Origin of the sequence: Arboricoccus pini (genome assembly GCF_900187945.1) — a bacterium.
GTDB lineage: Bacteria > Pseudomonadota > Alphaproteobacteria > Geminicoccales > Geminicoccaceae > Arboricoccus > Arboricoccus pini.
Genome location: NZ_FYEH01000006.1, coordinates 70,067 through 93,024 on the forward strand (window position 1 = coordinate 70,067; position 22,958 = coordinate 93,024).

The window sequence follows — 22,958 nt, forward strand, 5'->3', positions numbered from 1 at the left end:
ATGGTATATGGGAGCGCCGGCGCGCACGTTACGCCGTGCAAGGAGCATCGACGAGGTTATGAGCCGGCGCAGGCGGGTCTACGAAGGCAAGGCGAAGATCCTTTTCGAGGGGCCGGAGCCTGGAACGCTCGTCCAGTATTTCAAGGATGACGCGACCGCCTTCAACAATAAGAAGCACGCCATCATCACGGGCAAGGGCGTCCTCAATAACCGAATCTCCGAATATCTGATGATGCGACTGGGCGATATCGGCGTGCCGACGCATTTCGTTCGCCGGCTCAACATGCGCGAGCAGCTGATCCGCGAGGTCGAGATCATTCCGGTCGAAGTGGTCGTGCGTAATGTGGCGGCGGGCTCGCTGTCGACCCGCCTGGGCCTGGAGGAAGGTTCCCCGCTCCCGCGTTCGATCGTCGAGTATTACTATAAGAGCGACGAACTGAGCGATCCTCTCGTCAGTGAGGAGCATGTAACGGCGTTCGGCTGGGCCAGCTATCAGGAGCTGGACGAGATCTTGAACCTGACTCTGCGCATCAACGATTTCCTCACCGGGCTCTTCATGGGCGTGGGCCTCAGGCTGATCGACCTCAAGCTGGAGTTCGGCCGCCTTTGGGAAGACGAGGAGATGCGCCTCGTGCTCGCCGACGAGATCAGCCCCGATAATTGCCGCCTCTGGGATCGGCAGACGAACGAGAAATTCGACAAAGACCGCTTTCGCCGCGACCTCGGCAACGTGCAGGAAGGCTATGCCGAGATCGCACGTCGGCTCGGCATCCTGCCAGAGGCAGGACCGCGCGACCTTAGTGGACCTGAGACCATTCAGTAGAGAGAAGCGACGATCATGCGCGTCAAGGTGGCCATCGGCCTTAGACCCGGCGTTCTCGACCCCGAAGCCGTAGCGATCGAACGCTCGCTCAAGGGCCTGGGCTTTCCCGATGTCGCAAACGTCAAGCGGCAAAAGATCATCGAGCTCGATGTGGGCGCACCTGACCGCGAGGCCGCTCTCACGGCTGCCAGGGCCATGTGCGAGAAGCTGCTCGCCAACCCGGTCATCGAAAGCTACACGATCGACATTGCCTAAGGGATCGCAACGCGGCTGCCGAGCGGCAAACCATGGCGTCCGGCGGCGATCCGCCGGGTCGCACAATCATCGCTGCCTGGGTCCGCTCACAAGCTTCCGTACTGATGAAATCGAGAGACGATGCGCGCTGCCATCATCACTTTTCCCGGGTCCAATCGCGAGGTCGATCTCGCGCGCGCCCTAGAGGCCGCAACCGGCCATCGCCCCCTTTCGGTATGGCACAAGGAGAGTGAACTCCCCGACCTCGATCTCATCGCCCTGCCCGGCGGTTTCTCTTACGGCGACTACCTTCGCTGCGGTGCAGTGGCCGCACGTTCGCCGATCATGACGGAGATCGCAAGGCAAGCAGGCCGAGGGGTTGCCGTCATCGGCATCTGCAACGGGTTCCAGATCCTGACCGAAGCCGGGCTCCTCCCTGGCGTCCTCATGCGAAACAAGGGGCTGGCCTTCCTCTGCAAGCCCGTCACGCTGGAGGTCGCCACCAGGCAGTCGGTCTTTACGAGCGGCTATGAAGCTGGCCAGGAGGTCGTCTTTCCCGTTGCGCACCACGACGGGAACTACACGATCGATGCCGAGGGCCAAAAGCGGCTCGAGGACGAAGACAGAGTGGCCTTTCGCTACAAAGGTGAGCTGAACGGCTCGGTAGGCCGCATAGCCGGAATTCTCTCGACCGGGCGCAACGTCCTGGGCCTCATGCCCCACCCCGAAGACGCCACTGAACCCTTGCAGGGCAGCATTGACGGCAAGCCTCTCTTTGCATCTCTTGCGGCCGCATTGGGTTGACCAAAATGACCAGTTCCGATTCCTCCGCGATCACGCCTAAGACAGTCGCCGAACACGGACTCTCGTCAACCGAGTTCGAACGTATCAAGGAAATCCTCGGCCGCGCACCCAATCTCGTCGAGCTCGGCATCTTCTCGGTGATGTGGAGCGAGCATTGCTCCTACAAGAGCTCCAGGCGACACCTCGCGAAGTTCCCCACCAAGGCGCCCTGGGTCGTTCAGGGGCCAGGCGAGAATGCCGGCGTCGTCGATATTGGCGATGGTCAAGTCGTCGTCTTCAAGATGGAGAGCCACAACCACCCCTCCTATATCGAGCCCTACCAGGGGGCGGCGACCGGCGTCGGCGGCATCATGCGTGATATCTTCACCATGGGCGCCCGGCCCGTCGCCGTACTGGATGCGCTGCGCTTCGGCGAGCCGCGTCATCCCAAGACCAGACACCTGATCTCGGGAGTCGTGGCCGGCATCGGCGGCTATGGCAATTGCGTGGGTGTACCGACCGTGGGAGGCGAATGCACCTTCCACGCCTCGTTCAATGGCAACATCCTGGTCAATGCCATGTGCGTGGGCATCGCCCATGCCGATAAGGTTTTCTACGCGCGCGCGGCCGGCGTGGGAAATCCCGTCGTCTATGTCGGCGCCAAGACCGGCCGCGACGGTATCCACGGCGCCACGATGGCCTCGGCCGAGTTCACCGACGAGACCGAGGCGAAGCGGCCGACGGTGCAAGTCGGCGATCCTTTCACCGAGAAACTCCTCATCGAAGCCTGCCTCGAGCTTATGGCGCGCGACTGTATCGTCGCGATCCAGGACATGGGCGCAGCGGGCCTCACCTCGTCCTCGTTCGAGATGGCAGCGTCCGGCGGCACCGGCATCGAGATGGATCTCGACCAGGTGCCGCTGCGCGAGACGGGCATGACCGCCTACGAAATCATGCTCTCGGAAAGCCAGGAGCGCATGCTCATCGTGCTCAAGGCAGGCCACGAGGACGAGGCCAGGGCGATCTTCGAGAAATGGGAGCTCGACTTCGCGACCGTCGGCCACGTGACCGATACAGGCCGGATGGTGCTTCGTATGGGTGGTGAAGTCGTGGCAGACCTGCCGGTCGCACCCGTGAGCGGTGCGTCGCCGGTCTATGACCGGCCCACGCTGCCCTCGCCCAAGCTTTTGCCGATCATGGGTGTGACCGGCGCGCCACCCATGGACGTGCGCGAGGCAGCATTGAAGCTCCTGGGCTCGCCCGATATCGCGAGCAAGAGGTGGCTTTACGAGCAATATGATCACCTGGTGCGCGGTGACACGGTGCAGCGTCCGGGCGGTGATGCCGCGGTGGTGCGCGTCGATGGCAGCAAGAAGGGCTTGGCCCTAACGACCGATTGTACTCCACGCTATTGCGAAGCCGATCCCTTCCAGGGCGGCATGCAAGCTGTTGCCGAGGCCTGGCGCAATCTGATCGCGGTGGGCGCAAGGCCGCTGGCGATCACCAATTGCCTCAATTTCGGCAATCCCGAGCGCCCCCGCATCATGGGACAGCTGGTTGCCTGCATCGAAGGCATGGCCGAGGCCTGCCGCGTGCTCGACTTCCCGGTCGTCTCCGGCAATGTCTCGCTCTACAATGAAACCGACGGTCGCCCGATCCAGCCAACCCCAAATGTCGGGGGCGTAGGCCTCATCGACGACCTGGCACGCATGACAGGCCTGGCGCTGCCCGGAGAAGGCTTCGTCATCCTTATGGTGGGCGAATCAGCGGGCTGGCTTGGCGCGTCTCTATATATGCGTGAGGTCATGGGTCGCGAGGAAGGCGCGCCTCCGCCGGTCGATCTGACCTATGAGAAGCGTAACGGCCTCTTCGTCCAGGGCCTTATCCACGACGGTCTCGTTGCCGCCGTCCACGACATTGCCGATGGCGGCCTCACCATAGCAATTGCTGAGATGTGCTTGGCCGGCGGTATCGGTGCTACCCTCGAGGTGCCAGACGACGCCACCAGCCCCCAAGGCTGGCTATTTGGCGAGGAACAGGGCCGCTATGTGCTGGCGGTGAAGCCCGAGCAGGTCGCCAATCTGCGTTCAAGGGGCAACGAAGCCGGTGTTTTGGTCAGAGAGATTGGCCGGAGTGGCGGCGACGCGTTGAACCTGGGCGGCCACGTGCCCATCTCCCTGGACGAGATGCGGCGGGTGCATGAAGCCTTCCTACCGGATCTGATGCAGGCTGCCTGACTGGGGCATCGTTTTTTCGACAGTTTCACGCGAGGGATTCCGCGAGCAATGGCGATGGCGCCCCACGATATCGAGACGCTGATCAAGCAAGCATTCCCCGATGCCATTGTTGTCATCGAGGACCTTGCAGGAGATGGGGATCATTATCGGGCCACCATCACGAGCGAGGTCTTTCGCGGCCAGAGCCGCATCCAGCAGCACAAGCTCGTCTACGAGGCGCTTGGCGGTCGCATGGGTGGCGAACTTCACGCTTTGGCCTTGCGTACTTGCGCCCCAGCTGCCTGAGACCCCTTAAACCCGACCTGGTCGGGCAATGTCCGGAGCAATGATGATGACCAATGCCGTTTTCGACCGCATCAAGGAACAAATCGAGCGCGACGACGTCGTCCTCTACATGAAGGGAACGCCCGTCTTTCCGATGTGTGGCTTTTCCGCCGCTACAGTGCAGGTCTTGGGGCAGACGGGCGTCAAATTCCAGTCCTACAATATTCTTGAGGACATGGAGCTTCGCAATGGGCTGAAGGAATTCGGCAACTGGCCGACCTTTCCCCAGCTTTACGTCAAAGGTGAGTTGATCGGCGGCTGCGATATTGTCCGAGAGATGTACGAGACGGGCGAGCTCGAAGCGCTGTTCCAGGAGAAGGGCGTGAACACAAACGCTGCCGTCGCCTGAATCCCGGTTGAGAAGGCTCTCGCTCCTACGAGCGAGACGCCATCTAGCGCTCAATATTTGCACAAGCACCTGTCTGCGGCTTTCCCAGGCAGTCGTTTTGCAGGCTGGCGCTTGCCTGGGTGGCATCGCCGACTGTGGTCATCAAGATGGGTGCCATATCTCCCGGCCGGAAATGGATTCGTGCATATTGCGTGGGCGTCTCGCCTGGGAAAGTTATGAGCCCATCGCCACGCTCGAAACCGGCTTTGGCAATAAACACCAGCTTGGCGACACGCGTGGTGACCTTCTGGCCAGCAATCTCGATGTCCGTACTTCCCTCATCGGTAACATCGGTATCGTAGAGCTTACGGCCATCGAAGATAGGCAGCGTAGCGCCTCCTCTGCCAGCCGCCATCGTGTCGCGCAGACGGAATGATGCGGTGACAGGATCGATCGTATTGGTCCAGGCTGTGCGTGGCACGTCGCTCGTGGCATCTCTACCATTATTCCGATACCGGAAGCTCGTGATCTGGCCGTCACTGCCATAGCTGATATCGATCAGGCGCTGGCGGTCGCTTTTTGACTGAACGCTCTTGAAGCTTACAGGTCGAATGACGCCGCCAACCCGCGCTGCAATGGCGCTATAGCTTGTGGTGTTGCCCGATAAGATCGCTGCTAGGCCGTCGGCACGCGCAACGATCCTGCCCTCAAAATGATCGCCACGACGCAGATTCTGCAGTCGGAGCGCGCCCACGGTCAAACCGTAGGCTTGCACCGCATAGCGAAAATCGCCTTCGCTGAATTCGGCAGCCTGGGCACTCAGGGGCGCTGGGAGACAGGCGGCAGCGAGCGCCAAGGTGCTAGACTTCAGAAGCCGGCGTCGCGCGAGCGGTGCAAGGAGGGACGGCATGATCATACCCACAATGTTTCGCATCGTGAGCGGGAAGAAAAGACTTGTGCGATTAAAAGCCGCCGAGATCTAGCTTGAGAGCGTCCGCTAGGATCACGGCTGCGGCATAATGATCAACAGGAGCGTCTCGCTTGGGCCGCCGCCACCGTCCCTCCGCAAATGCGTCCTCGACGGCAAAGCTCGTCAGGCGCTCATCTTGCATCAGGACCGGGAGGGCCAACTCCAGTGCGAGGCGATTACCAAGATACCTTGCGGTAACGGCCATGGGCCCCTCGGAACCATCCATGTTGAGCGGAAGGCCAAGGACAATACCGACCGCGGCCCGTTCGACCACTCGCGCTTGAATGGCCTCAAGATCGTCTTGAAGCCGCCGTCGCTGCATGGTCGAGAGCGGCGTTATCAGCAGTCGTCGCGGATCCGTGCCTGCGAACCCTAAGCGCCGTTTGCTGGCGTCAATTGCCAGCAGGCCACCACTTTGAGGCAACACCGAGATGAAGGCCGGGAGGTCGTCGAACAACTCGGCCATTGGAACGACTTTTCCTTTTGCCGGGACGATCGATGCGCTCGCCTACTGTGCTGTTCAGGCCAACTCGAAAGATTCCCGAGGCGCCACCTTCGATTGGACCGAAGGAAGGCCTTCGTATAACGACACATCCGAGGAAACCAGCGGCTGTTGGGCCAGCGAGATCCGCCTGGGCCGTGCGATAATACGCACACGGCCAGGCTCGATCGTCACGAATGCTCCTGGCAAAATGATCTCGCGCCTCGGAGCGTGCTCGTTGCCTCCACAAGCGTCGACTTCGGACATCGGATGTTCCATAATAAGCACGCTCTTCATCGGCTGGAAACGGTGATGCGTGGCGCCGCACTGGCCGCCCGTTTCGATCGCATCTGACGTTGAAAAACGTTGTGGCGCGTTATGGTTGCAATGTAAATCGAATTTTACGTAATTTTAGATAAATCAAGCGCCTTATTTCAACCTTGGGACCATGCCGCCACACCGTCGACGGTCTGTTGTCACTTCAACCCCGGCAGCTGTAAACTGTGCCGGCTGATGTCCATGGATCGGCATCCAAATTCCATCGTCTCGGAGACCAGTTTCATGTCGCTCGATCGATCCACCGTAGCGCGGATCGCGAACCTCGCGCGCATCGACGTGCCCGATGATCAGCAAGAACCGCTTGCTCGTGAACTCTCTAACCTGCTGCTCTGGGTGGAGCAGCTTCGCGAGGTCGATACGGACGGCGTCGAACCTTTGCGGATGATTATGCCGCTTCCGCCGCGCTGGCGTGAGGACAGCGTCACCGACGGCGGTCATGCCGATGTCGTTACCGCCAACGCACCGGCAGCACTCGACGGATTCTTCGTAGTCCCAAAGGTCGTCGAATGAGCGAACTTACCTATCTTACCTTGACGCAGGCGCGCGCGGGTCTCCTCGCCAAGGAGTTCTCGGTCGACGAACTCCTTGAAGCACATATCTCGGCTCTGGCTGCCCATCGCGATCTTAATGCGTTCATCACCGAGACAGCAGATCTTGCCCGCCAGCAGGCAAAGACCGCCGCGAGCAGGCTGCAGCGGGGTGAGGCCGGCCTGCTTGAGGGCCTGCCCATTGCCATCAAGGATCTGTTTTGCACGACGGACGTGCTGACGACAGCAGCCTCGCATATCCTGGACGGCTTCAAGCCGCCTTACGAATCGAGCGTTACAAGAAAGCTTTGGGGCGAAGGAGCTCTTTGCCTGGGCAAGACCAATCTCGACGAGTTCGCGATGGGCTCGGCGAACGTCACATCCTACTATGGACCCGTGCGGAGCCCCTGGACGGCCGTGGGTGACAACGTGGCCGTGGTTCCAGGCGGCAGCTCGGGCGGCTCGGCGGCGGCCGTCGCCGCGCGCATCGCCCTGGCTGCCACCGGCACGGATACGGGCGGCTCGATCCGCCAGCCCGCCGCCTTTTGTGGCATCACAGGCATTAAGCCTACCTATGGCCGCTGCTCGCGATTCGGCGTGATCGCATTTGCGAGCTCGCTCGATCAGCCAGGCGCCTTCGGCCGGTCGGTCGAGGACTGCGCGCTTTTTCTCGAAGCCATGGCGGGTTACGACCCGAACGACAGCACGAGCGCTGATCTACCCGTCCCCGACTGGAAATCGGAGGTCGGCGGCGGTGTTAAAGGCATGCGCATCGGCTTGCCACGCGAATACCGCGTAGATGGCATGCCGAGCGAGATCGAGCAGATCTGGCAGCAGGGCGCGTCGTGGCTCAAGGCGCAGGGAGCAGAAATCGTCGAGATCAGCCTGCCGCACACGAAATATGCGCTGCCGACCTACTATATCATCGCGCCCGCCGAAGCCTCGTCGAACCTCGCCCGCTATGACGGCATGCGCTTTGGTCTGCGCGTACCGGGCAAAAATCTCGCCGAGACCTATATGAAGACGCGCGGTGAAGGCTTCGGTGCCGAGGTGCGCCGCCGCATTATGATCGGCACCTATGTGCTCTCGGCCGGCTATTACGACGCCTATTATCTCAAGGCCCAGAAGGTCCGACGGCGGATAGCCGACGATTTCACCCAAGCCTTCGAACACTGCGACGCGATCTTGACGCCGACCGCCCCCTCGGCCGCCTTTCGCGTTGGCGACAAGATGGACGATCCGGTCGCCATGTATCTGAACGACGTCTTCACCGTACCCAGCAGCCTAGCCGGCCTCCCCGGCATCTCGGTTCCGGCCGGCCTCTCCGCGTCGGGGCTGCCGCTCGGCCTTCAGGTGATCGGCCGGCCCTGGGACGAAATGACCTGCTTCAAGGTGGGTCGCGCGATCGAGCAGGCCGCCGATTTCACCACCTTGCCCTACGGGCTGGAGGCTGCCGCATGAGCTATACGATCGAGGGCAACACGGGTACCTGGGAAATCGTCGTCGGCCTTGAGGTACATGCGCAGGTCATTTCCGAGAGCAAGCTTTTCTCGGGTGCCTCGACCGCCTATGGCGCGCCACCCAACGCCAATGTCTCTATCGTCGATGCGGGCATGCCCGGCATGCTGCCGGTCGTGAATGCACATTGTATCCGGCAGGCCGTACGCACCGGCCTCGGCCTGAAGGCGCAAATCAACAAGGATTCGGTCTTCGAACGGAAGAACTACTTCTATCCAGATCTGCCACAGGGCTATCAGATCAGCCAATATCTCCATCCGATCGTCGGCAATGGAGAACTCGTGATCGACATGCCGAATGGTGAGAGCCGGACGATTGGCATCACCCGGCTCCATCTCGAGCAGGATGCCGGCAAGTCGGTGCATGACCGAAGCGACGATGCGACATTGATCGACCTCAACCGCTCGGGCGTGGCGCTCATGGAGATCGTCTCCGAGCCCGACATCCGCACGCCCGAGGAAGCTGTTCTCTACATGCGCAAGCTGCGCTCCATCCTGCGCTATCTCGGGACCTGTGATGGCAACATGGAGGAGGGCAACCTGCGCTGCGACGCCAATGTCTCCGTACGCCGTCGGGGCGAGACCGCGTTCGGCACGCGCTGTGAAATCAAGAACGTCAACTCAATGCGCTTTGTTGCGCGCGCCATCGAATATGAGGCGAGGCGCCAGGTCGATCTCATCGAGAGCGGCCAGACCGTCGTGCAGGAAACACGCCTTTTCGACGCTCAGAAGGGCGAGACGCGCTCGATGCGTGGCAAGGAGGAGGCACACGACTATCGCTACTTCCCTGACCCCGATCTCCTCCCTGTCATCCTTCCCGAGGGCTATGTCGAGGAGATCGCAGCCAGCCTTCCCGAGTTGCCGGATGCCAAGAAGTCGCGCTTCATCGCCGATTACGGGGTCACCCCCTATGATGCAGGCGTCCTGGTGATGGAACAGCAAACCGCCGCTTATTTCGAAGCGGTGGCGCAAGGCAGGGACGCGAAGCAAGCCGCCAACTGGGTCATCAACGAATTGTTCGGCCTGCTGGCCAAGGGCGGCAAGGATCTGAGCGAAACGCCGATCAGCGCCGATGATCTCGGCCGGCTGCTCGACCTGTTGAATGACGGCACAATCTCAGGCCGCCTGGCCAAGGACGTTTTCGCCATCATGTTCGAGACCGGTCAATCGCCGGCCCGGATCGTTGAGGAGCGCGGCCTGAAGCAGGTTACCGACACCTCGTCGATCGAGCCCTTCTGCGAGGAAGTCATCGCTGCCAATCCGGGGCAGGTCGAGACATATCGAAAAAATCCCAAGGTCATTGGCTGGTTCGTAGGCCAGGTCATGAAGAAGACCGGCGGCAAGGCCAACCCAGCCGTCGTGACCGGGATCCTGCAAAAAATGCTCGACGGCTAAGGCTCAGCGTAGGGAAGCAGAGCGAGGTCGACGGCATCCGCGTCCAGGCAGACCACGGCACCGACCGACAAGCCCCCCCGACGTCAGATCGACAGCATAGAGGGTGCAATTCGGGCTTATGCATTGCCGTTGCCCGTTCGCTTTGGCGACAGCAAGCCTCGAGGCTATGCCCTCATGGCCGATGACGATGGGGCCGAACCGGTGCCCCCGGCGGCAGCACCAAGCGTATCGGCTTGTGGAGCACATTCACCTCAACGCGCCGCCCCGTGCGCGGCTCGCCGTCCAACGTCAGGTTCCACGGCTCGTCTGCCGACAACGTGAACCTTTTCGTGCGGCAGCGAATGACGAAGCGGGGCTGGGGAAAGTCGGGATCACCAACCTCCCGCACGACGGCAGGAAAATCCGCGATCTCGAAGGCGCGGATCATCCGCACATCCATCAGGCCATCATTGATAAGTGCGCTGGGTGCAACGACCGAACCACCGCCAGTCTGTCGCCCATTCGCCAGGGTCAGCACCACAAGGTCATCGCTCCCTCGCGCGTCATCCGACCGCCACTCGATTCGGCGCGGACGAAGGTGCAGGGTGCGCAAGATACCGGCGATCCAGTAAGCCGGGCCACCGATCAGACGCTTTAATTCGTCCGAAATCTCGGTCGCGTTCTCATCGATAAAGGCAGCGGTGATGACATTTACGGCGATCGACATATCCAAATCGGCAACCTCGCCAATCGGATCCAGGCCGCGGACTTGCAAGACGTCGATCGAACGGCTGCGACCCGAGGCCGCCAGTTGCAAGGCCAAAGGCGGAAAGCGCGGGATCTGGCAGCCGGTTGCGAAATCGTTGGCCGTACCAGCGGGTAACAGGGCCAAGCTCGGCCTTCGCGTCGGTCTGACGCGCAAGATACCTTCCACGACTTCCTGAATGGTGCCGTCACCGCCGGCAGCCACGACGACATCGCAAAGCCGAGTCGAAATGCTGGCGAGATGCGTCGCATCGCCCAGTCTATGGGTGATCGCAAGATCGACACGCGTCCCGGCCTGACGCATCTCCTCGATTGCCAGTCGAATGTCCGCGCGATCGGCCGACTTCCCATTCAAGATAAGGCGGAGTCGTCGATCCGATTTGGGCAATTTCGGCTTGAGACCAAGTACCCTGCGGACGATGGCGCGAACCCGCGCACGCCATATGCTGAACAAGGCGCCCAGGCTCACGAGGCGGTTCCCGGCATCAATGTCAGCCCGCCTATGTCGCGCCGTTGACAACAAGAGCCGGCATCAGGCGAACGACCCGACCGCTCGATCATCAACGAATAGGATGAATAAGGGCGTTAATTTGGTGGAGCCGATCGGGATCGAACCGACGACCTCCTGAATGCCATTCAGGCGCTCTCCCAACTGAGCTACGGCCCCACCGGGGAGACGAGCGGCTTCATAAGGGTAAGCCGCTCGCCAAGCAAGCCCTCCGTGCATTTTGTCGTCGAGGCATCAACGAGGCTATCGATCGCCGTCCGGATCGTCGATATCGTCATCGATAACGTCGCTCACATCGTCGTCATCGCCCAGATCATCGGTGTCTTCGATCAGCGAGGCATCGTCAGCGGTCTCGTCGACGTCGGCATCGGCAAGGTCGGTGTCGTCATCGACGAGATCCTCTTCCTCGGCCTCGGTCTCGACGGCGATATCGGCGTCATCGGTCTCGAGCTCGGTGTCATCCGTGGGCGCATCGGCTCCAGCCACCGCGCGCGTGGCAACCCGCGGGCGGCGAGACCGCGAAATCACGTCCAGGTCGAGCACGGTGCCGCAAGTCGGGCAGGTGATCGGCTGGCGCATGAAATCGTAAAATCTTGCCCCGCAATTCAGGCACAGGCGCTTCGTGCCCCATTCCGGCTTGGCCATCGGCTCTCCAAACAAGTAAGAATTGCGGCCGTCTGACCGCAGTGCATAAGCGAGCGAGGCGATTGCCATGACGGCCCGGCGCTGTCAAAAGCAATTCCCGTGCTATCGCCCGCCTTACACCAATCTCGGCGGTGCGTAGGACCGCCATCGATCTGTTGCCCCGGTCTGGAGCGGATAGGTCGGTCGCTACCGACCACATTTCAAGCGGCAGCCGGCGCCAAGCTAGCTGCGTGTTCGCCGGCCCTGCCTGAACGGGTGCTCATGCCGCTCCGACTGCCTGTCAGCTCTCAGCAATCGACGACCCTCAAGGTGCCGCCGGACCCGCGGAGCTCGATCGACGCCCTGATGATGGCAGCCCTGGCCGTTGGCAAGAGCCGTGTCGATCGCTTGGCATCGCATCCGCATATCGACGCCTTCATGCTTGCGCTGCAAGAATTGGGGGTTTTGATCACACTGGATACAAATGATGGGGTGCTGCTGCATGGCGTCGGCGTTGGCGGCTTCCTCAGCCCCGCTTCGACCCTACCGGTGTCGGCGATGACCTTCCCTCTTCTGCTAGGCGCCCTCGTGGGCCACGCCTTCGATAGCATCATGACCTGTGAGGGAAGCGGGTCAGTGGAGACCATGCTGACGTCGCTCCTGCCACCGCTGGCCGCCATGGGCGTGATCGCCAAGAATCGGCCGGAGCCGCGCTTCCCTCTGTTGTTGGAGGGGCGCAGCGACCTCATGCCCGTCGAATGGGATGCTGACGACGCAACCGACGGCACCCTTTTACGAACCTTGCTGCTAGCCGGCCTGCACGCGCCGGGAACCACGTCGCTGTGCATACCGCGACCATCGACCGACCCGATTCTGACGGCATTGCAAAGCATCGGCGCCAAAATCGAAGAGGCGGGACAAAACGAAGGTCGCCTACATATCGCCATCAGCGGCCAACCCGAGCTGAAGCCGGCAGATTGGGCGGTAGCCGGCGATGATCTTATTGCCGCCTGTCTTATCGTCACCGCCGCCTGTTCGCCCGGAGCGTCGGTTATTCTCGAAGCGGTGCCGAACAGCCCGGCCATCCTCTGGCTGACCCGGAGCTTGAAACAGGCGGGTGCGACAATCAAAACGCTCAACACCCACGCGTGCTACGGCGGTTTCATGATCGACCTCGCGATCGACGGCACATCCCTTTCGGCGATCGACGTGGAACTGGAAAATCCACTTCCCTCGAGGGAGTTTAGCCTGTTGCTGGCCAGCGGTCTGGCGCGCGGCAGCGACAGGTCGGTACTACGCGGCCTAGGGCCCAACGCCTCGATGCGCAGCCGCGTTGCCAGGCTCGCCGCTTGCGGTGTGGCGATCGATGTCGTAGGCGACAACCTCGTTGCAGGTGGCACCGCGGCCAGTGCGACAGCGGATCTTAGCGGCTTCGATGATGACCAGTTGACCGCTGCCTTCCTGACGGCGGCCGGGCCCACGAGGGCAGCGCTCATTGGCAGCAGCGCGTTCGGGGACTTGGCTTTGTCCTGCCTGCGTCAGCTCGTTCCCAACGCCAGAGATGAGAGACATTCGTGAGCTTGGACCCTGCCAGAGCTGCCGACCCCCTCGTGATAGCGGTCGACGGCCCGGCCGCTTCCGGCAAGAGCACGATCGCCAAGGCGCTGGCGGGGCGATTCGGCCTGGCGTTTCTCGACACCGGCCTCCTCTACCGCGCCGTCGGCCGCAAACTCCTCGATTGCGGGCTCGATCCGGCGGATGCCGAGGCAGCCTTGAAGGCAGCCGAAACGCTGCAGGCCTCGGATGTCGACGAGGCAAAGCTAACGGGTGACGAAACCGGCCAGGCGGGCTCGAAGGTCGCAGCCGTCCCCTCCGTTCGAGCTGTCCTTTTGCCTTTCCAGCGCAACGTCGCGAGGTCGGCGCCAGGCGCGGTTCTGGCCGGCCGCGATGTCGGTACGGTGATTTGCCCCGATGCTGCCGTGAAGCTGTTCATAACGGCCTCGGTAGAGGAGCGGGCCAACCGCCGGTTTGCGGAGTTGCATCAGCGCGGCGCAAATCCTATAAGGGCGCAAGTTCTCGAGGATATGATCGAGCGCGATAGACGCGACACCAGTCGGTCTGTCGCGCCTTTGCGCGTGGCAGACGATGCCCACGTCCTGGACACCACGCAGCTTTCTCTCGACGCGACGCTAGCCGCCGCCGCCGAGCTGGTAAGGCTGTCGCTGGTTCGAGCCGGACGCCGGGACGAAGCCGCTAGCGGTTAAGCGATACCTCGACGACGCTTGTTGCAACCCCAGCCCCGGCTGGCCCGTCCTCGAGGCGGCGCCTGCCGGCTTCTTGGAGACTCTATGTCGGAAAGCACCGCCACCCTCGATCGGGGGGCCTCCCTCGACGATTTCGCGGCCATGTTGGATGAGACGCTAGGATCCTCGGGTCGTCTCGAGGGTACGGTCGTGCGCGGCACGGTCGTGGGCCTCGATAGCGAAGACGTCATCGTCGATGTTGGCCTCAAGTCGGAAGGCCGCGTGCCCCTGCGCGAGTTCAGCGTTCAGGGCCAGGCTCCGGAGGTCAATATCGGGGATAGCGTCGACGTCTACGTCGAGCGCTTCGAAAACAAGAGCGGCGAGGCCGTTCTTTCTCGTGACAAGGCACGTCGCGAGGAAAGCTGGAACCGTCTCGAGCGTGCCTTCAATGACGTTGGCAAGGTCGAGGGCTTCATCTTCGGACGCGTCAAGGGCGGGTTTGCCGTCGATCTCGGCGGTGCCGTTGCCTTCCTGCCTGGCTCGCAGGTCGACATCCGGCCGCTCAAGGACATCGGCCACCTGCTCAACAAGACCGAGCCCTTCCAGATCCTGAAGATGGATCGCCGCCGCGGGAACATCGTCGTCTCGCGCCGCGCCGTCTTGGAAGAGAGCCGCGCCGAACAGCGCAACGAACTGCTGGCCAATCTTGCCGAAGGCCAGATCCTGGATGGCGTCGTCAAGAACATCACCGATTATGGTGCGTTCGTCGATCTTGGCGGTCTCGACGGTCTGCTGCATGTGACCGACATTTCGTGGCGCCGCATCAACCACCCAGCCGACGTCCTACAGGTTGGCCAGACCGTCAAGGTTCAGGTGATTCGCTTCAACCGCGAGACACAGCGCATCTCGCTCGGCATGAAGCAGCTTGAGGCCGATCCGTGGGAAGGCATCGAGCTCAAGTACCCCGTTGGTGCAAAGTATTCGGGTCGCGTGACCAACATCACCGACTACGGCGCCTTTGTCGAACTGGAGCCGGGCGTCGAGGGCTTGGTCCACGTCTCCGAGATGAGCTGGACCAAGAAGAACGTCCATCCCGGCAAGATCGTCTCGACCAGCCAGGAAGTCGAGGTGATGGTGCTCGAGGTAGATCCCGACAAGCGCCGGATCAGCCTCGGCCTTAAGCAGACCATGGGCAATCCCTGGGAGACCTTCCTCGAGACCCATCCGTTGGGTTCGGTCCTGGAAGGTGAGGTTCGCAACATCACCGAGTTCGGTCTCTTCATCGGCACCGATGCAGATATCGACGGCATGGTACACCTCTCCGACATCGACTGGGCGGAGCAAGGCGAAGAGGCCATCAAGCGCTTCAACAAAGGCGACATGGTCAAGGCGGTCGTTCTCGATGTGGATGTCGAGAAGGAGCGCATTTCGCTCGGCATCAAGCAACTGGCCGATGACCCCTTCAAGGAAGCGGTCTCGGGCATCCAGAAGGGCGAGCGGGTCACCTGCACGGTCAAGGAAGTGAACTCGGGTGGCGTCGAGGTCGAGGTTGATGGCGGTGCTACCGGCTTCATCCGCAAGGCCGAGCTGTCACGCGATCGAGACGAGCAGCGTCCGGAGCGGTTCGCTGTCGGCGAGAAAGTCGATGCGCGTGTTATCAATATCGACGCGCTCAATCGCCGCCTTACGCTTTCGGTGAAGGCGCTCGAGATCGCCGACGAGAAGCAGGCGATGGCCGAATACGGTTCCACGGACAGTGGCGCCAGCCTTGGTGATATCCTGGGAGCAGCGCTTCGTCAGAAGGCCGCTGCCGACAGCACCGATCGCAGCGACGACTGATCGGCGGCGCCCACGGGCGCGTGTATTGACAGGTATCGGGGGGCGGTCCAACAGGGGCCGCCCCCTTTTTTATGCCGGATCATCACGAGCACCCGGGACACAGGCGAGTGGCCGATTTTGACCACGCCTACCGCGCGCCTTGACGCTCTGGCCGGCCATTGGCTAAGCGGAACGCATCCGGCCTATCCCCGGGCGCATTGCTAGCGCCCGATCCATCTTCGTTGGCATTCGGCCTGCCCTTATCAACCGCGAGCGGAAAGCGGACCGATGACGAAATCCGATCTCGTCAAGCGACTGGCCGCAGCCAATCCGCATCTCTACCTCCGCGACGTGGAAAAGATCGTCGCCACGGTGTTTGAGGAGATCAGCTTGGCACTGACGCGCGGAGATCGGGTCGAGTTGCGAGGCTTTGGGGCTTTCTCGGTACGCGCGCGCGATGCACGGCAAGGTCGCAATCCACGTACCGGGGACGAGGTCGAGGTGCCCGACAAGCAGGTCCCACATTTCAAGACCGGCAAGGAACTACGAGACCGCCTCAACCAGGAGGCTGACTGAGCACCGGCCACCTAAGCCCGGCCCCGGCGGTTGGCGACGGACGACAATCTCGCTAGATGGAAGCAGTGGGCGACCGCTCAGACGACCGATATCGTGGTGCGTCGGCTACCATGCAGAGTTTGCGAGGGGCTTCGCTCAGCGCCGCGATCGGCGCGCTGATCTTTCGATCGGGCTGCTTCGTTACATCAGGAGACGCAATCCATGCTGCGCGCGATACGCCTCGTCATCGCCATCCTCGCGATCCTGGTCATCGTCGACATGGCCGTCGTCAATCGCGACAATGTCACGATAAGCTTCTGGCCGCTTCCCTATACGAGCGACACACCTCTCTTTGTCATAGGCGCGATCTGCCTCGTGGTGGGCGCGGTCCTGGGGGGCATCGCGACCTGGCTGGGCGCTTGGCGCTATCGCGCCAGGGCCAATCGGAACCGCCGCCAGCTTCGCGAGCTGGAAGCGCGCGAGCATGCCCGGCAGCGACAGGAAGCAGCTGCGGAAAATGAGCGTCAAAAGCAGCGCCGAGCCAACCTGACGCTCACCTGAGCCATAGGCGGCATCGCCCGATCCCTGCTGGCCATCTTCGCTTTGGCAGGCTGCGAGCGCCATGCTATAGCGGCGCGCCTTACAATGGGGTGACCGCCTCCTTATCTCAGCAAGACCATGGGTTTGACGAGCACTGCTATCAATCCGATCTACGTCGCGATCGACCGCCCGGACCTCAAGGGCGCGCTGGAGCTTGCCGGCGTCCTGAAGGGCCATGTGGGGGGCCTTAAGCTCGGCCTCGAATTCGTTACCGCCAACGGGCCCGCCGGGGTACGGGAGATGGCAGCAGTGGGTCTGCCGGTCTTCCTCGACCTCAAGTTCCACGACATTCCCAATACGGTGCACGCTGCGGTCAAAGCCGCCTGCGAACTGGGTGTCGCCATCATCAATGTGCATGCCGCCGGCGGTCCAGCGATGCTAGCAGCGGCAAGGGATGCAGCAGCCGCATCGCGAACGCCGCCCAAGGTCATAGCGGTGACGGTGCTGACCAGTCTCAATGGCGACGATCTGGCGGCTACCGGTGTAGCGGCATCTCCAGACGAGCACGCGGTCCGTCTGGCGTTACTCGCCAAGTCCAATGGCCTGGATGGTGTCGTTTGCTCCGCGCACGAACTCAAGGCGATACGGACGCGATGCGGACCCGACTTCATGACAATCGTCCCGGGCATCCGACCAGCGAACGCGGCCGACAGTGATCAAAAGCGTATCATGACGCCCGAGGCAGCGATGGCCGCAGGGGCGGATCTCCTCGTCATCGGACGTCCAATCACGGCGGCAGCAGATCCTGTTGAGGCAGCCCGCGCGATCGGCGTGACGCTGAAAGCGAACTGCTCATGAGCCTGATGGTCAAGATCTGCGGCCTACGTGAACAGATGGCAGTTGAACAGGCCGTCAATGCCGGTGCACGCTATTTGGGCTTCATCTTCTACCCACCCTCCGTCCGGGCGTTGCGGCCCGACGAGGCAGCTACGCTGATGGCCGACATCCCCGACAATGTTGGGAAGGTGGGGGTCTTTGTCGATCCGAGCGACAGAGAGATCGAGACCGTGTTGGCGCTCTGCCCACTCGACGTCATTCAGCTCCATGGCCGAGAAACGCCAGATCGCGTCGCCCAGGTGGCGCTGCGCAGCGGATTGCAGGTAATGAAAGCCATCCAGGTCGAAACGGCAGACGATCTGGGCGCATTGTCGGCGCACGTCGCTGCCGCAGACATGATTCTCTTCGATGCCAAGGCCCCCCGCGATGGCGCGGCGGTCCCAGGTGGCAATGGCCTGGCCTTCGATTGGCAGCTGTTGCAGAATCTGACCATCGACAAGCCCTGGTTCCTTGCAGGCGGCCTCAACAAGGAAAACCTGGCGCTCGCCGTCGAGCTCGTCGATCCGCCCGGCGTCGATGTCTCCTCCGGCGTGGAGCGATGGCCGGGGGCCAAAGATCCCGCGAAACTGGACGCCTTCCTGGCCGAGGCGCGCCGATTGGCCGACCTGCACAAGGCATCCTAGCCATGAGCGCTTTGGTCGCCCGACGTGTTGCGCCCAGCCTTCCCCTATCCTTGCTGCCCGGACAAGCTTGATGACTGCCGAGACTGCCTCTTCCACTTCCGCCAGGCCAAACAGCCTGCGTCAGGGACCCGACGCACGAGGGCGCTTCGGCATTCACGGCGGCCGCTTTGTCGCCGAGACATTGATGCCGCTTATCCTAGAATTGGAGCGCGCCTACGAGATCGCAAAGAAAGACGATCGCTTTAAGGCCGAGCTCGATTACTGGTTCAAGGATTATGTCGGTCGACCATCTCCGCTTTATTTTGCCGAACCCCTGACCAATGTGCTGGGCGGTGCCCGCATCTATTTCAAGCGCGAGGAGTTGAATCACACAGGCGCCCATAAGATCAATAACTGCCTTGGTCAGATCCTGCTGGCTCAGCGTATGGGCAAGAAGCGAATCATCGCCGAGACGGGCGCCGGCCAGCATGGCGTGGCGACCGCGACGGTAGCTGCCCGGTTCGGCCTGCCTTGCGTCGTCTACATGGGCGAGACGGACATTGAGCGGCAAAAGCCCAATGTCTTCCGCATGCGGCTTCTGGGTGCCGAGGTGATTCCGGTTAAATCCGGCTCTCGTACGCTCAAGGACGCGATGAATGAGGCGCTACGCGATTGGGTCACGAATGTTGAAGATACGTTCTACCTGATCGGCACGGCGGCTGGCCCTCATCCCTACCCTGCGATGGTGCGCGATTTCCAGTCGGTGATCGGCAACGAGACGCGCGAGCAGATCCTCGCGAAAGAAGGACGCCTGCCCGACGTTCTCGTCGCCGCCATCGGCGGCGGCTCGAACGCGATCGGCCTCTTTCATCCATTCCTTGATGATCCGGAGGTGCGGCTCGTGGCCGTCGAGGCCGCCGGGCATGGCATCGAGACGGGCAAGCATGCAGCGGCCATCGCCGGCGGCCGCCCCGGCGTGCTGCACGGACAGCGCTCCTATTTGATTCAGGACGATGACGGCCAGGTGGCCGAGGCACATTCCATCTCGGCCGGCCTCGACTATCCGGGCGTCGGTCCCGAGCACGCTTGGCTCGCCGATATCGGTCGCATGGAAGTGACGGCGGCAACCGACGACGAGGCTTTGGCGGCGTTTCAGACCACGGCCAAGCTCGAGGGTATCCTGCCCGCGCTCGAAAGCGCTCATGCGATCGCAGCGACGATCAAGCTGGCACCGCAACTCGCCAAGGATCAAATCCTCGTCCTCAACCTCAGCGGGCGAGGTGATAAAGATATCTTCACGGTCGCTTCCTCGATGGGAGTCGAGCTTTGAGCCGCATTGCCCGTCGTTTTCACGATCTGAAGGCCGAGGATCGGGCGGCCCTCGTCACGTTTCTTGTGGCCGGTGATCCGGACCTGGAGACAAGCCAGGCATTGATCGACGGCCTACCGGCTTCCGGTGCCGATCTGATCGAAATCGGCATGCCGTTTACCGATCCCATGGCCGATGGTCCCGCAATCCAGGCCGCGGGTCTGCGCGCGCTAGCGGCAGGTGCAACGATGGATCGTACCCTCGAAATGGTTCGCCGTTTCAGGGATACCGACAAGGTCACACCCATCGTTCTGATGGGATATTATAATCCCATCTGGGCACGCGGTCCCGAGCGCTTTCTCGCCGAAGCCGGCGCTGCCGGCGTCGACGGTCTCATTATCGTCGACCTCCCCCCCGAAGAGGATGAAGAACTTTGCCTGCCGGCCCGTGCCGCCGGAATCGACTTCATTCGTCTTGCGACACCTACCACCGACAGCGCTCGCCTGCCGGCCGTTCTCCTGAACAGTTCGGGCTTCATCTATTATGTCTCGGTTGCCGGCATTACCGGCCAAAAACGGGCTACGGCCGAGGTTATCGGCCAGGCGGTCCGTCGCCTGCGCGCAGCCACGGACCTGCCGATCGCCGTTGGCTTTGGCATTCGCGAGCCCGAGCAAGCCGCCGAGGTGGCGCGACTAGCCGATGCGGTCGTCGTCGGCTCCGCCCTGGTCGATAGCGTTGCGGCAAGCCTGGATCCTTCCGGTCAGGCTCAACCAGAGCTCGTGCGTGCAGTCCACAGCCGCGTCGAACGCCTGGCCGCGGCCATTAGAACTGCGAGGCAACAATCGTGAACTGGCTTTCCAGCTACGTCCGCCCGAAGATCCGCGCCCTCGTCGGCCAAAGCCGCCCGGACCTGCCGGAAAATCTTTGGGATCAATGTGCGTCCTGCGAACGGATGATCTTTCACCGAGATCTCGAAGCCAATGGCCGGGTTTGCCCGCATTGCGGCTACCATATGCGGGTAGGACCGGAGTTCCGCTTCCGTGCCCTGTTCGATGAAGGAAGCTGGCAACGGGTGGAAGCACCGAGGGTCGCGGCCGATCCGCTGAAATTCCGTGACCTCAAACGCTACTCCGATCGTCTTAAGGAGGCTCAGAACCGGACCAAGGCATTCGATGCGCTTGAGGCCGCAGCCGGCACGGTGGACGGCTTGCCAACTGTCATTGCCGTTATGAATTTCGACTTCATGACGGGCACGATGGGAACGGCCTTGGGTGAGGCTTTCATTACGGCTGCCAGGCACGCTGTCGAAACGCGAAGTGCCTTTCTTGTCGTCACGGCTTCCGGCGGCGCCAGAATGCAGGAGGGCGCCTTGTCGCTCATGCAAATGGCGCGCACGACGATCGCCGTGCAGGAGATCAAGGAGGCAGGCCTTCCCTATATCGTCCTCCTCACCGATCCGACGACGGGCGGCGTCACCGCATCCTTTGCCATGCTAGGCGACATTCACCTGGCCGAACCTGCCGCGATGATCGGCTTTGCTGGCCCGCGCGTCATCGAGCAGACGATCAGGGAGAAGCTGCCGAATGGCTTCCAGCGCGCGGAGTATTTGAAGGAACACGGTATTGTCGACCTCGTGGTGCCACGGCACGAGATGCGGGCGACGCTCGCCAGACTTCTAGGTCTGCTACTGCGTCCCAAGCTAGAGAGCCCCCCAGCCGCAGAGGTGACGAGCGGGCCGGAAGTCGCCACCGAGGACGAGATGGCGAATGTCGACGCTGGTCAGTGACCTGATCCTGGCCAGGCTCTCAAGCCTACACCCCAAGAAGATCGATCTATCGCTCGGTCGGGTCTCGCGCCTCCTAGAGGCGCTCGGCCATCCCGAGCGGCATCTGCCGCCTATCGTCCACATTGCCGGGACGAATGGCAAGGGATCGACCCTAGCGATGCTGCACGCCATGATCGATGCCGCCGGCCTCAGGGCACACCGCTATATTTCACCGCATCTGGTCCGCTTCAACGAACGGATCATGCTGAATGGCCAACCCATCGACGAGGCACGCCTATCAGACTGCCTAGATCGCTGTGAACGCGCGAACGCAGACCAACCCATCACTTTTTTCGAAATCACGACCGCTGCGGCCTTCCTGGCGATGGCGGCAGACAGTGCGGATCTCGTTCTTCTCGAGACCGGCCTCGGCGGTCTCTATGACGCAACAAATGTTATCGACAGGCCCGCGCTCAGCCTGCTGACGCCCATCTCGATGGACCATGAAGCGTTCCTGGGCGACAACATCTCGAAAATCGCCATTTCCAAGGCAGGCATCCTCAAGCCCGGATGCCTCGGCATCGTCGGGCCGCAGCCCGGATCGGCCCTGGACGTCATCAAGGCACATGCTGCCGAGATCGGTGCTCCGCTCCTGATTCATGGACGGGACTGGCTGGCCCGGGCCGAGGACGACTTCCTCGTTGTGGAAGATGGCGACACGACGATTAGCTTGCCCAGGCCTGCCCTCAAGGGAGCGCATCAGATCCAAAATGGCGGGCTTGCCGTCATGGCAGCGCGGCATCTGCCTTCACTGATCATCGATGAGCACGCTATCGCCAGCGGCCTGCGCCGTGTCGTGTGGCCCGCGAGACTGCAGCGCCTAACGCAAGGCCCGCTGGTCGAGTCCCTGGGCGGGATGCACGACCTCTGGCTCGACGGAGGCCATAATCCGGCGGCCGGCGAGGTCCTGGCGGAGAGCCTTGGAGCCTTGTCGGCGGGCCGGCCTGTTCATCTGGTCGTCGGCATGCTCCAGACAAAGGACTTCGCCAATTTTCTCAAGCCGCTGGTTTCGCGCGTGGCGTCCATAACGACCGTCCCGTTACCCGAGGAGCCGGGGGCCGGCCACGCGGCAGAGGAGCTTGCGGCCGTCGTCGTGGCGGAGAATGGACAGGCGAACATCGCAACATCGCTTGAGGACGCGACAGCGGGCCTTGCGCGCCGGTTGAAGCGGCCCTCCCTCGTTCTGATCTGTGGCGCCCTCTATCTCGCCGGTTATGTCCTGCGCACGAATAGCTGACAGCCGATTTAACCGACTATTAAGCTTATCGGGCTAAATTCGAGGTTGAAGCGGGCGGATGTCGCCATTGACGGCATTCGGATCCGATCGAAAGCCAT

The 22,958-nt window shown here is 62.1% G+C and carries 24 protein-coding genes and 1 tRNA gene; 20 read left to right on the top strand and 5 right to left on the bottom strand.

The window, feature by feature from the left end:
- Positions 1 to 58 precede the first annotated feature (58 nt).
- From purC to grxD, 6 genes are all read left to right on the top strand, one after another.
- Positions 59 to 823 carry a phosphoribosylaminoimidazolesuccinocarboxamide synthase gene (gene purC, locus CFB17_RS09880; protein WP_088561383.1) on the top strand — a complete coding sequence of 255 codons (765 nt, stop codon included), beginning with the start codon at positions 59 to 61 and terminating at the stop codon, positions 821 to 823.
- A gap of 15 nt (positions 824 to 838) precedes the next feature.
- The gene (purS, locus tag CFB17_RS09885; RefSeq protein ID WP_088561384.1) at positions 839 to 1,078 is read left to right on the top strand and encodes a phosphoribosylformylglycinamidine synthase subunit PurS; all 240 of its coding nucleotides are present in this window, start codon (positions 839 to 841) and stop codon (positions 1,076 to 1,078) included.
- Positions 1,079 to 1,198: 120 nt separating this feature from the next.
- Positions 1,199 to 1,861, top strand: coding sequence for a phosphoribosylformylglycinamidine synthase subunit PurQ (purQ, locus tag CFB17_RS09890; RefSeq protein ID WP_088561385.1), 663 nt, complete (start codon positions 1,199 to 1,201; stop codon positions 1,859 to 1,861).
- A 5-nt stretch (positions 1,862 to 1,866) separates the two neighbouring features.
- The gene (gene purL, locus CFB17_RS09895) at positions 1,867 to 4,077 is read left to right on the top strand and encodes a phosphoribosylformylglycinamidine synthase subunit PurL (protein WP_088561386.1); all 2,211 of its coding nucleotides are present in this window, start codon (positions 1,867 to 1,869) and stop codon (positions 4,075 to 4,077) included.
- Between the two features lie 48 nt (positions 4,078 to 4,125).
- Positions 4,126 to 4,362, top strand: a complete 237-nt coding sequence (locus tag CFB17_RS09900) for a BolA/IbaG family iron-sulfur metabolism protein (protein ID WP_088561387.1) — start codon at positions 4,126 to 4,128, stop codon at positions 4,360 to 4,362.
- 46 nt (positions 4,363 to 4,408) lie between these two features.
- Positions 4,409 to 4,750 (top strand): Grx4 family monothiol glutaredoxin, encoded by a 342-nt coding sequence (grxD, locus tag CFB17_RS09905; protein WP_207762004.1) that lies wholly within the window; start codon positions 4,409 to 4,411, stop codon positions 4,748 to 4,750.
- A 43-nt stretch (positions 4,751 to 4,793) separates the two neighbouring features.
- Here the strand turns inward: grxD and CFB17_RS09910 are convergent, their stop codons facing one another.
- Complete coding sequence (locus CFB17_RS09910) at positions 4,794 to 5,639, bottom strand: DUF3108 domain-containing protein (protein WP_165769540.1); 846 nt, start codon at positions 5,637 to 5,639, stop codon at positions 4,794 to 4,796.
- 52 nt (positions 5,640 to 5,691) lie between these two features.
- Positions 5,692 to 6,165, bottom strand: a complete 474-nt coding sequence (gene ruvX / locus CFB17_RS09915) for a Holliday junction resolvase RuvX (protein ID WP_088561390.1) — start codon at positions 6,163 to 6,165, stop codon at positions 5,692 to 5,694.
- A gap of 576 nt (positions 6,166 to 6,741) precedes the next feature.
- Between ruvX and gatC the strand changes: the two genes are divergently transcribed.
- From gatC to gatB, 3 genes are read left to right on the top strand one after another with little or no spacing between them, the layout of a single operon-like run.
- On the top strand, positions 6,742 to 7,029 hold the full coding sequence (gene gatC, locus CFB17_RS09925; RefSeq protein ID WP_088561557.1) for an Asp-tRNA(Asn)/Glu-tRNA(Gln) amidotransferase subunit GatC: 288 nt from the start codon (positions 6,742 to 6,744) through the stop codon (positions 7,027 to 7,029).
- Entirely contained in the window at positions 7,026 to 8,507 is a 1,482-nt protein-coding gene (gene gatA / locus CFB17_RS09930; protein ID WP_088561392.1) for an Asp-tRNA(Asn)/Glu-tRNA(Gln) amidotransferase subunit GatA, read from the top strand. Before gatC ends, gatA begins: the two co-directional genes overlap by 4 nt.
- Positions 8,504 to 9,958, top strand: a complete 1,455-nt coding sequence (gene gatB, locus CFB17_RS09935; protein ID WP_088561393.1) for an Asp-tRNA(Asn)/Glu-tRNA(Gln) amidotransferase subunit GatB — start codon at positions 8,504 to 8,506, stop codon at positions 9,956 to 9,958. Before gatA ends, gatB begins: the two co-directional genes overlap by 4 nt.
- 172 nt (positions 9,959 to 10,130) lie before the next feature.
- On the opposite strand, the gene CFB17_RS09940 is transcribed toward gatB, so the two are convergent.
- The 3 genes from CFB17_RS09940 to CFB17_RS09950 all read right to left on the bottom strand — a co-directional run bounded on the left by CFB17_RS09940 (position 10,131) and on the right by CFB17_RS09950 (position 11,855).
- Positions 10,131 to 11,171, bottom strand: coding sequence for a YegS/Rv2252/BmrU family lipid kinase (locus tag CFB17_RS09940; RefSeq protein ID WP_207762005.1), 1,041 nt, complete (start codon positions 11,169 to 11,171; stop codon positions 10,131 to 10,133).
- Between the two features lie 122 nt (positions 11,172 to 11,293).
- Positions 11,294 to 11,369: transfer RNA gene (locus tag CFB17_RS09945), tRNA-Ala, on the bottom strand.
- Positions 11,370 to 11,453: 84 nt separating this feature from the next.
- Positions 11,454 to 11,855, bottom strand: a complete 402-nt coding sequence (locus tag CFB17_RS09950; RefSeq protein WP_088561558.1) for a TIGR02300 family protein — start codon at positions 11,853 to 11,855, stop codon at positions 11,454 to 11,456.
- Positions 11,856 to 12,116: 261 nt separating this feature from the next.
- Between CFB17_RS09950 and CFB17_RS09955 the strand changes: the two genes are divergently transcribed.
- The 11 genes from CFB17_RS09955 to CFB17_RS10005 all read left to right on the top strand — a co-directional run bounded on the left by CFB17_RS09955 (position 12,117) and on the right by CFB17_RS10005 (position 22,860).
- A complete protein-coding gene (locus CFB17_RS09955) occupies positions 12,117 to 13,412 on the top strand; it encodes a hypothetical protein (RefSeq protein WP_088561395.1) in 1,296 nt (431 codons plus the stop codon).
- Entirely contained in the window at positions 13,409 to 14,098 is a 690-nt protein-coding gene (gene cmk, locus CFB17_RS09960; RefSeq protein ID WP_243389841.1) for a (d)CMP kinase, read from the top strand. The genes CFB17_RS09955 and cmk overlap by 4 nt, the downstream gene beginning before the upstream one ends.
- A gap of 84 nt (positions 14,099 to 14,182) precedes the next feature.
- Entirely contained in the window at positions 14,183 to 15,916 is a 1,734-nt protein-coding gene (rpsA, locus tag CFB17_RS09965) for a 30S ribosomal protein S1 (protein WP_088561397.1), read from the top strand.
- 267 nt (positions 15,917 to 16,183) lie between these two features.
- Complete coding sequence (locus CFB17_RS09970) at positions 16,184 to 16,471, top strand: integration host factor subunit beta (protein WP_088561398.1); 288 nt, start codon at positions 16,184 to 16,186, stop codon at positions 16,469 to 16,471.
- 201 nt (positions 16,472 to 16,672) lie between these two features.
- Complete coding sequence (locus tag CFB17_RS09975) at positions 16,673 to 17,011, top strand: LapA family protein (protein ID WP_088561399.1); 339 nt, start codon at positions 16,673 to 16,675, stop codon at positions 17,009 to 17,011.
- A 117-nt stretch (positions 17,012 to 17,128) separates the two neighbouring features.
- The gene (gene pyrF / locus CFB17_RS09980) at positions 17,129 to 17,848 is read left to right on the top strand and encodes an orotidine-5'-phosphate decarboxylase (RefSeq protein ID WP_088561400.1); all 720 of its coding nucleotides are present in this window, start codon (positions 17,129 to 17,131) and stop codon (positions 17,846 to 17,848) included.
- Positions 17,845 to 18,510 (top strand): phosphoribosylanthranilate isomerase, encoded by a 666-nt coding sequence (locus tag CFB17_RS09985; RefSeq protein ID WP_088561401.1) that lies wholly within the window; start codon positions 17,845 to 17,847, stop codon positions 18,508 to 18,510. The genes pyrF and CFB17_RS09985 overlap by 4 nt, the downstream gene beginning before the upstream one ends.
- Before the next feature lie 70 nt (positions 18,511 to 18,580).
- Entirely contained in the window at positions 18,581 to 19,819 is a 1,239-nt protein-coding gene (gene trpB / locus CFB17_RS09990; protein ID WP_088561402.1) for a tryptophan synthase subunit beta, read from the top strand.
- Positions 19,816 to 20,646 (top strand): tryptophan synthase subunit alpha, encoded by an 831-nt coding sequence (trpA, locus tag CFB17_RS09995; protein WP_088561403.1) that lies wholly within the window; start codon positions 19,816 to 19,818, stop codon positions 20,644 to 20,646. The genes trpB and trpA overlap by 4 nt, the downstream gene beginning before the upstream one ends.
- Positions 20,643 to 21,584 (top strand): acetyl-CoA carboxylase, carboxyltransferase subunit beta, encoded by a 942-nt coding sequence (gene accD, locus CFB17_RS10000; protein ID WP_088561404.1) that lies wholly within the window; start codon positions 20,643 to 20,645, stop codon positions 21,582 to 21,584. The genes trpA and accD overlap by 4 nt, the downstream gene beginning before the upstream one ends.
- Positions 21,565 to 22,860, top strand: coding sequence for a bifunctional folylpolyglutamate synthase/dihydrofolate synthase (locus tag CFB17_RS10005; protein WP_088561405.1), 1,296 nt, complete (start codon positions 21,565 to 21,567; stop codon positions 22,858 to 22,860). Before accD ends, CFB17_RS10005 begins: the two co-directional genes overlap by 20 nt.
- Positions 22,861 to 22,958 lie beyond the last annotated feature (98 nt).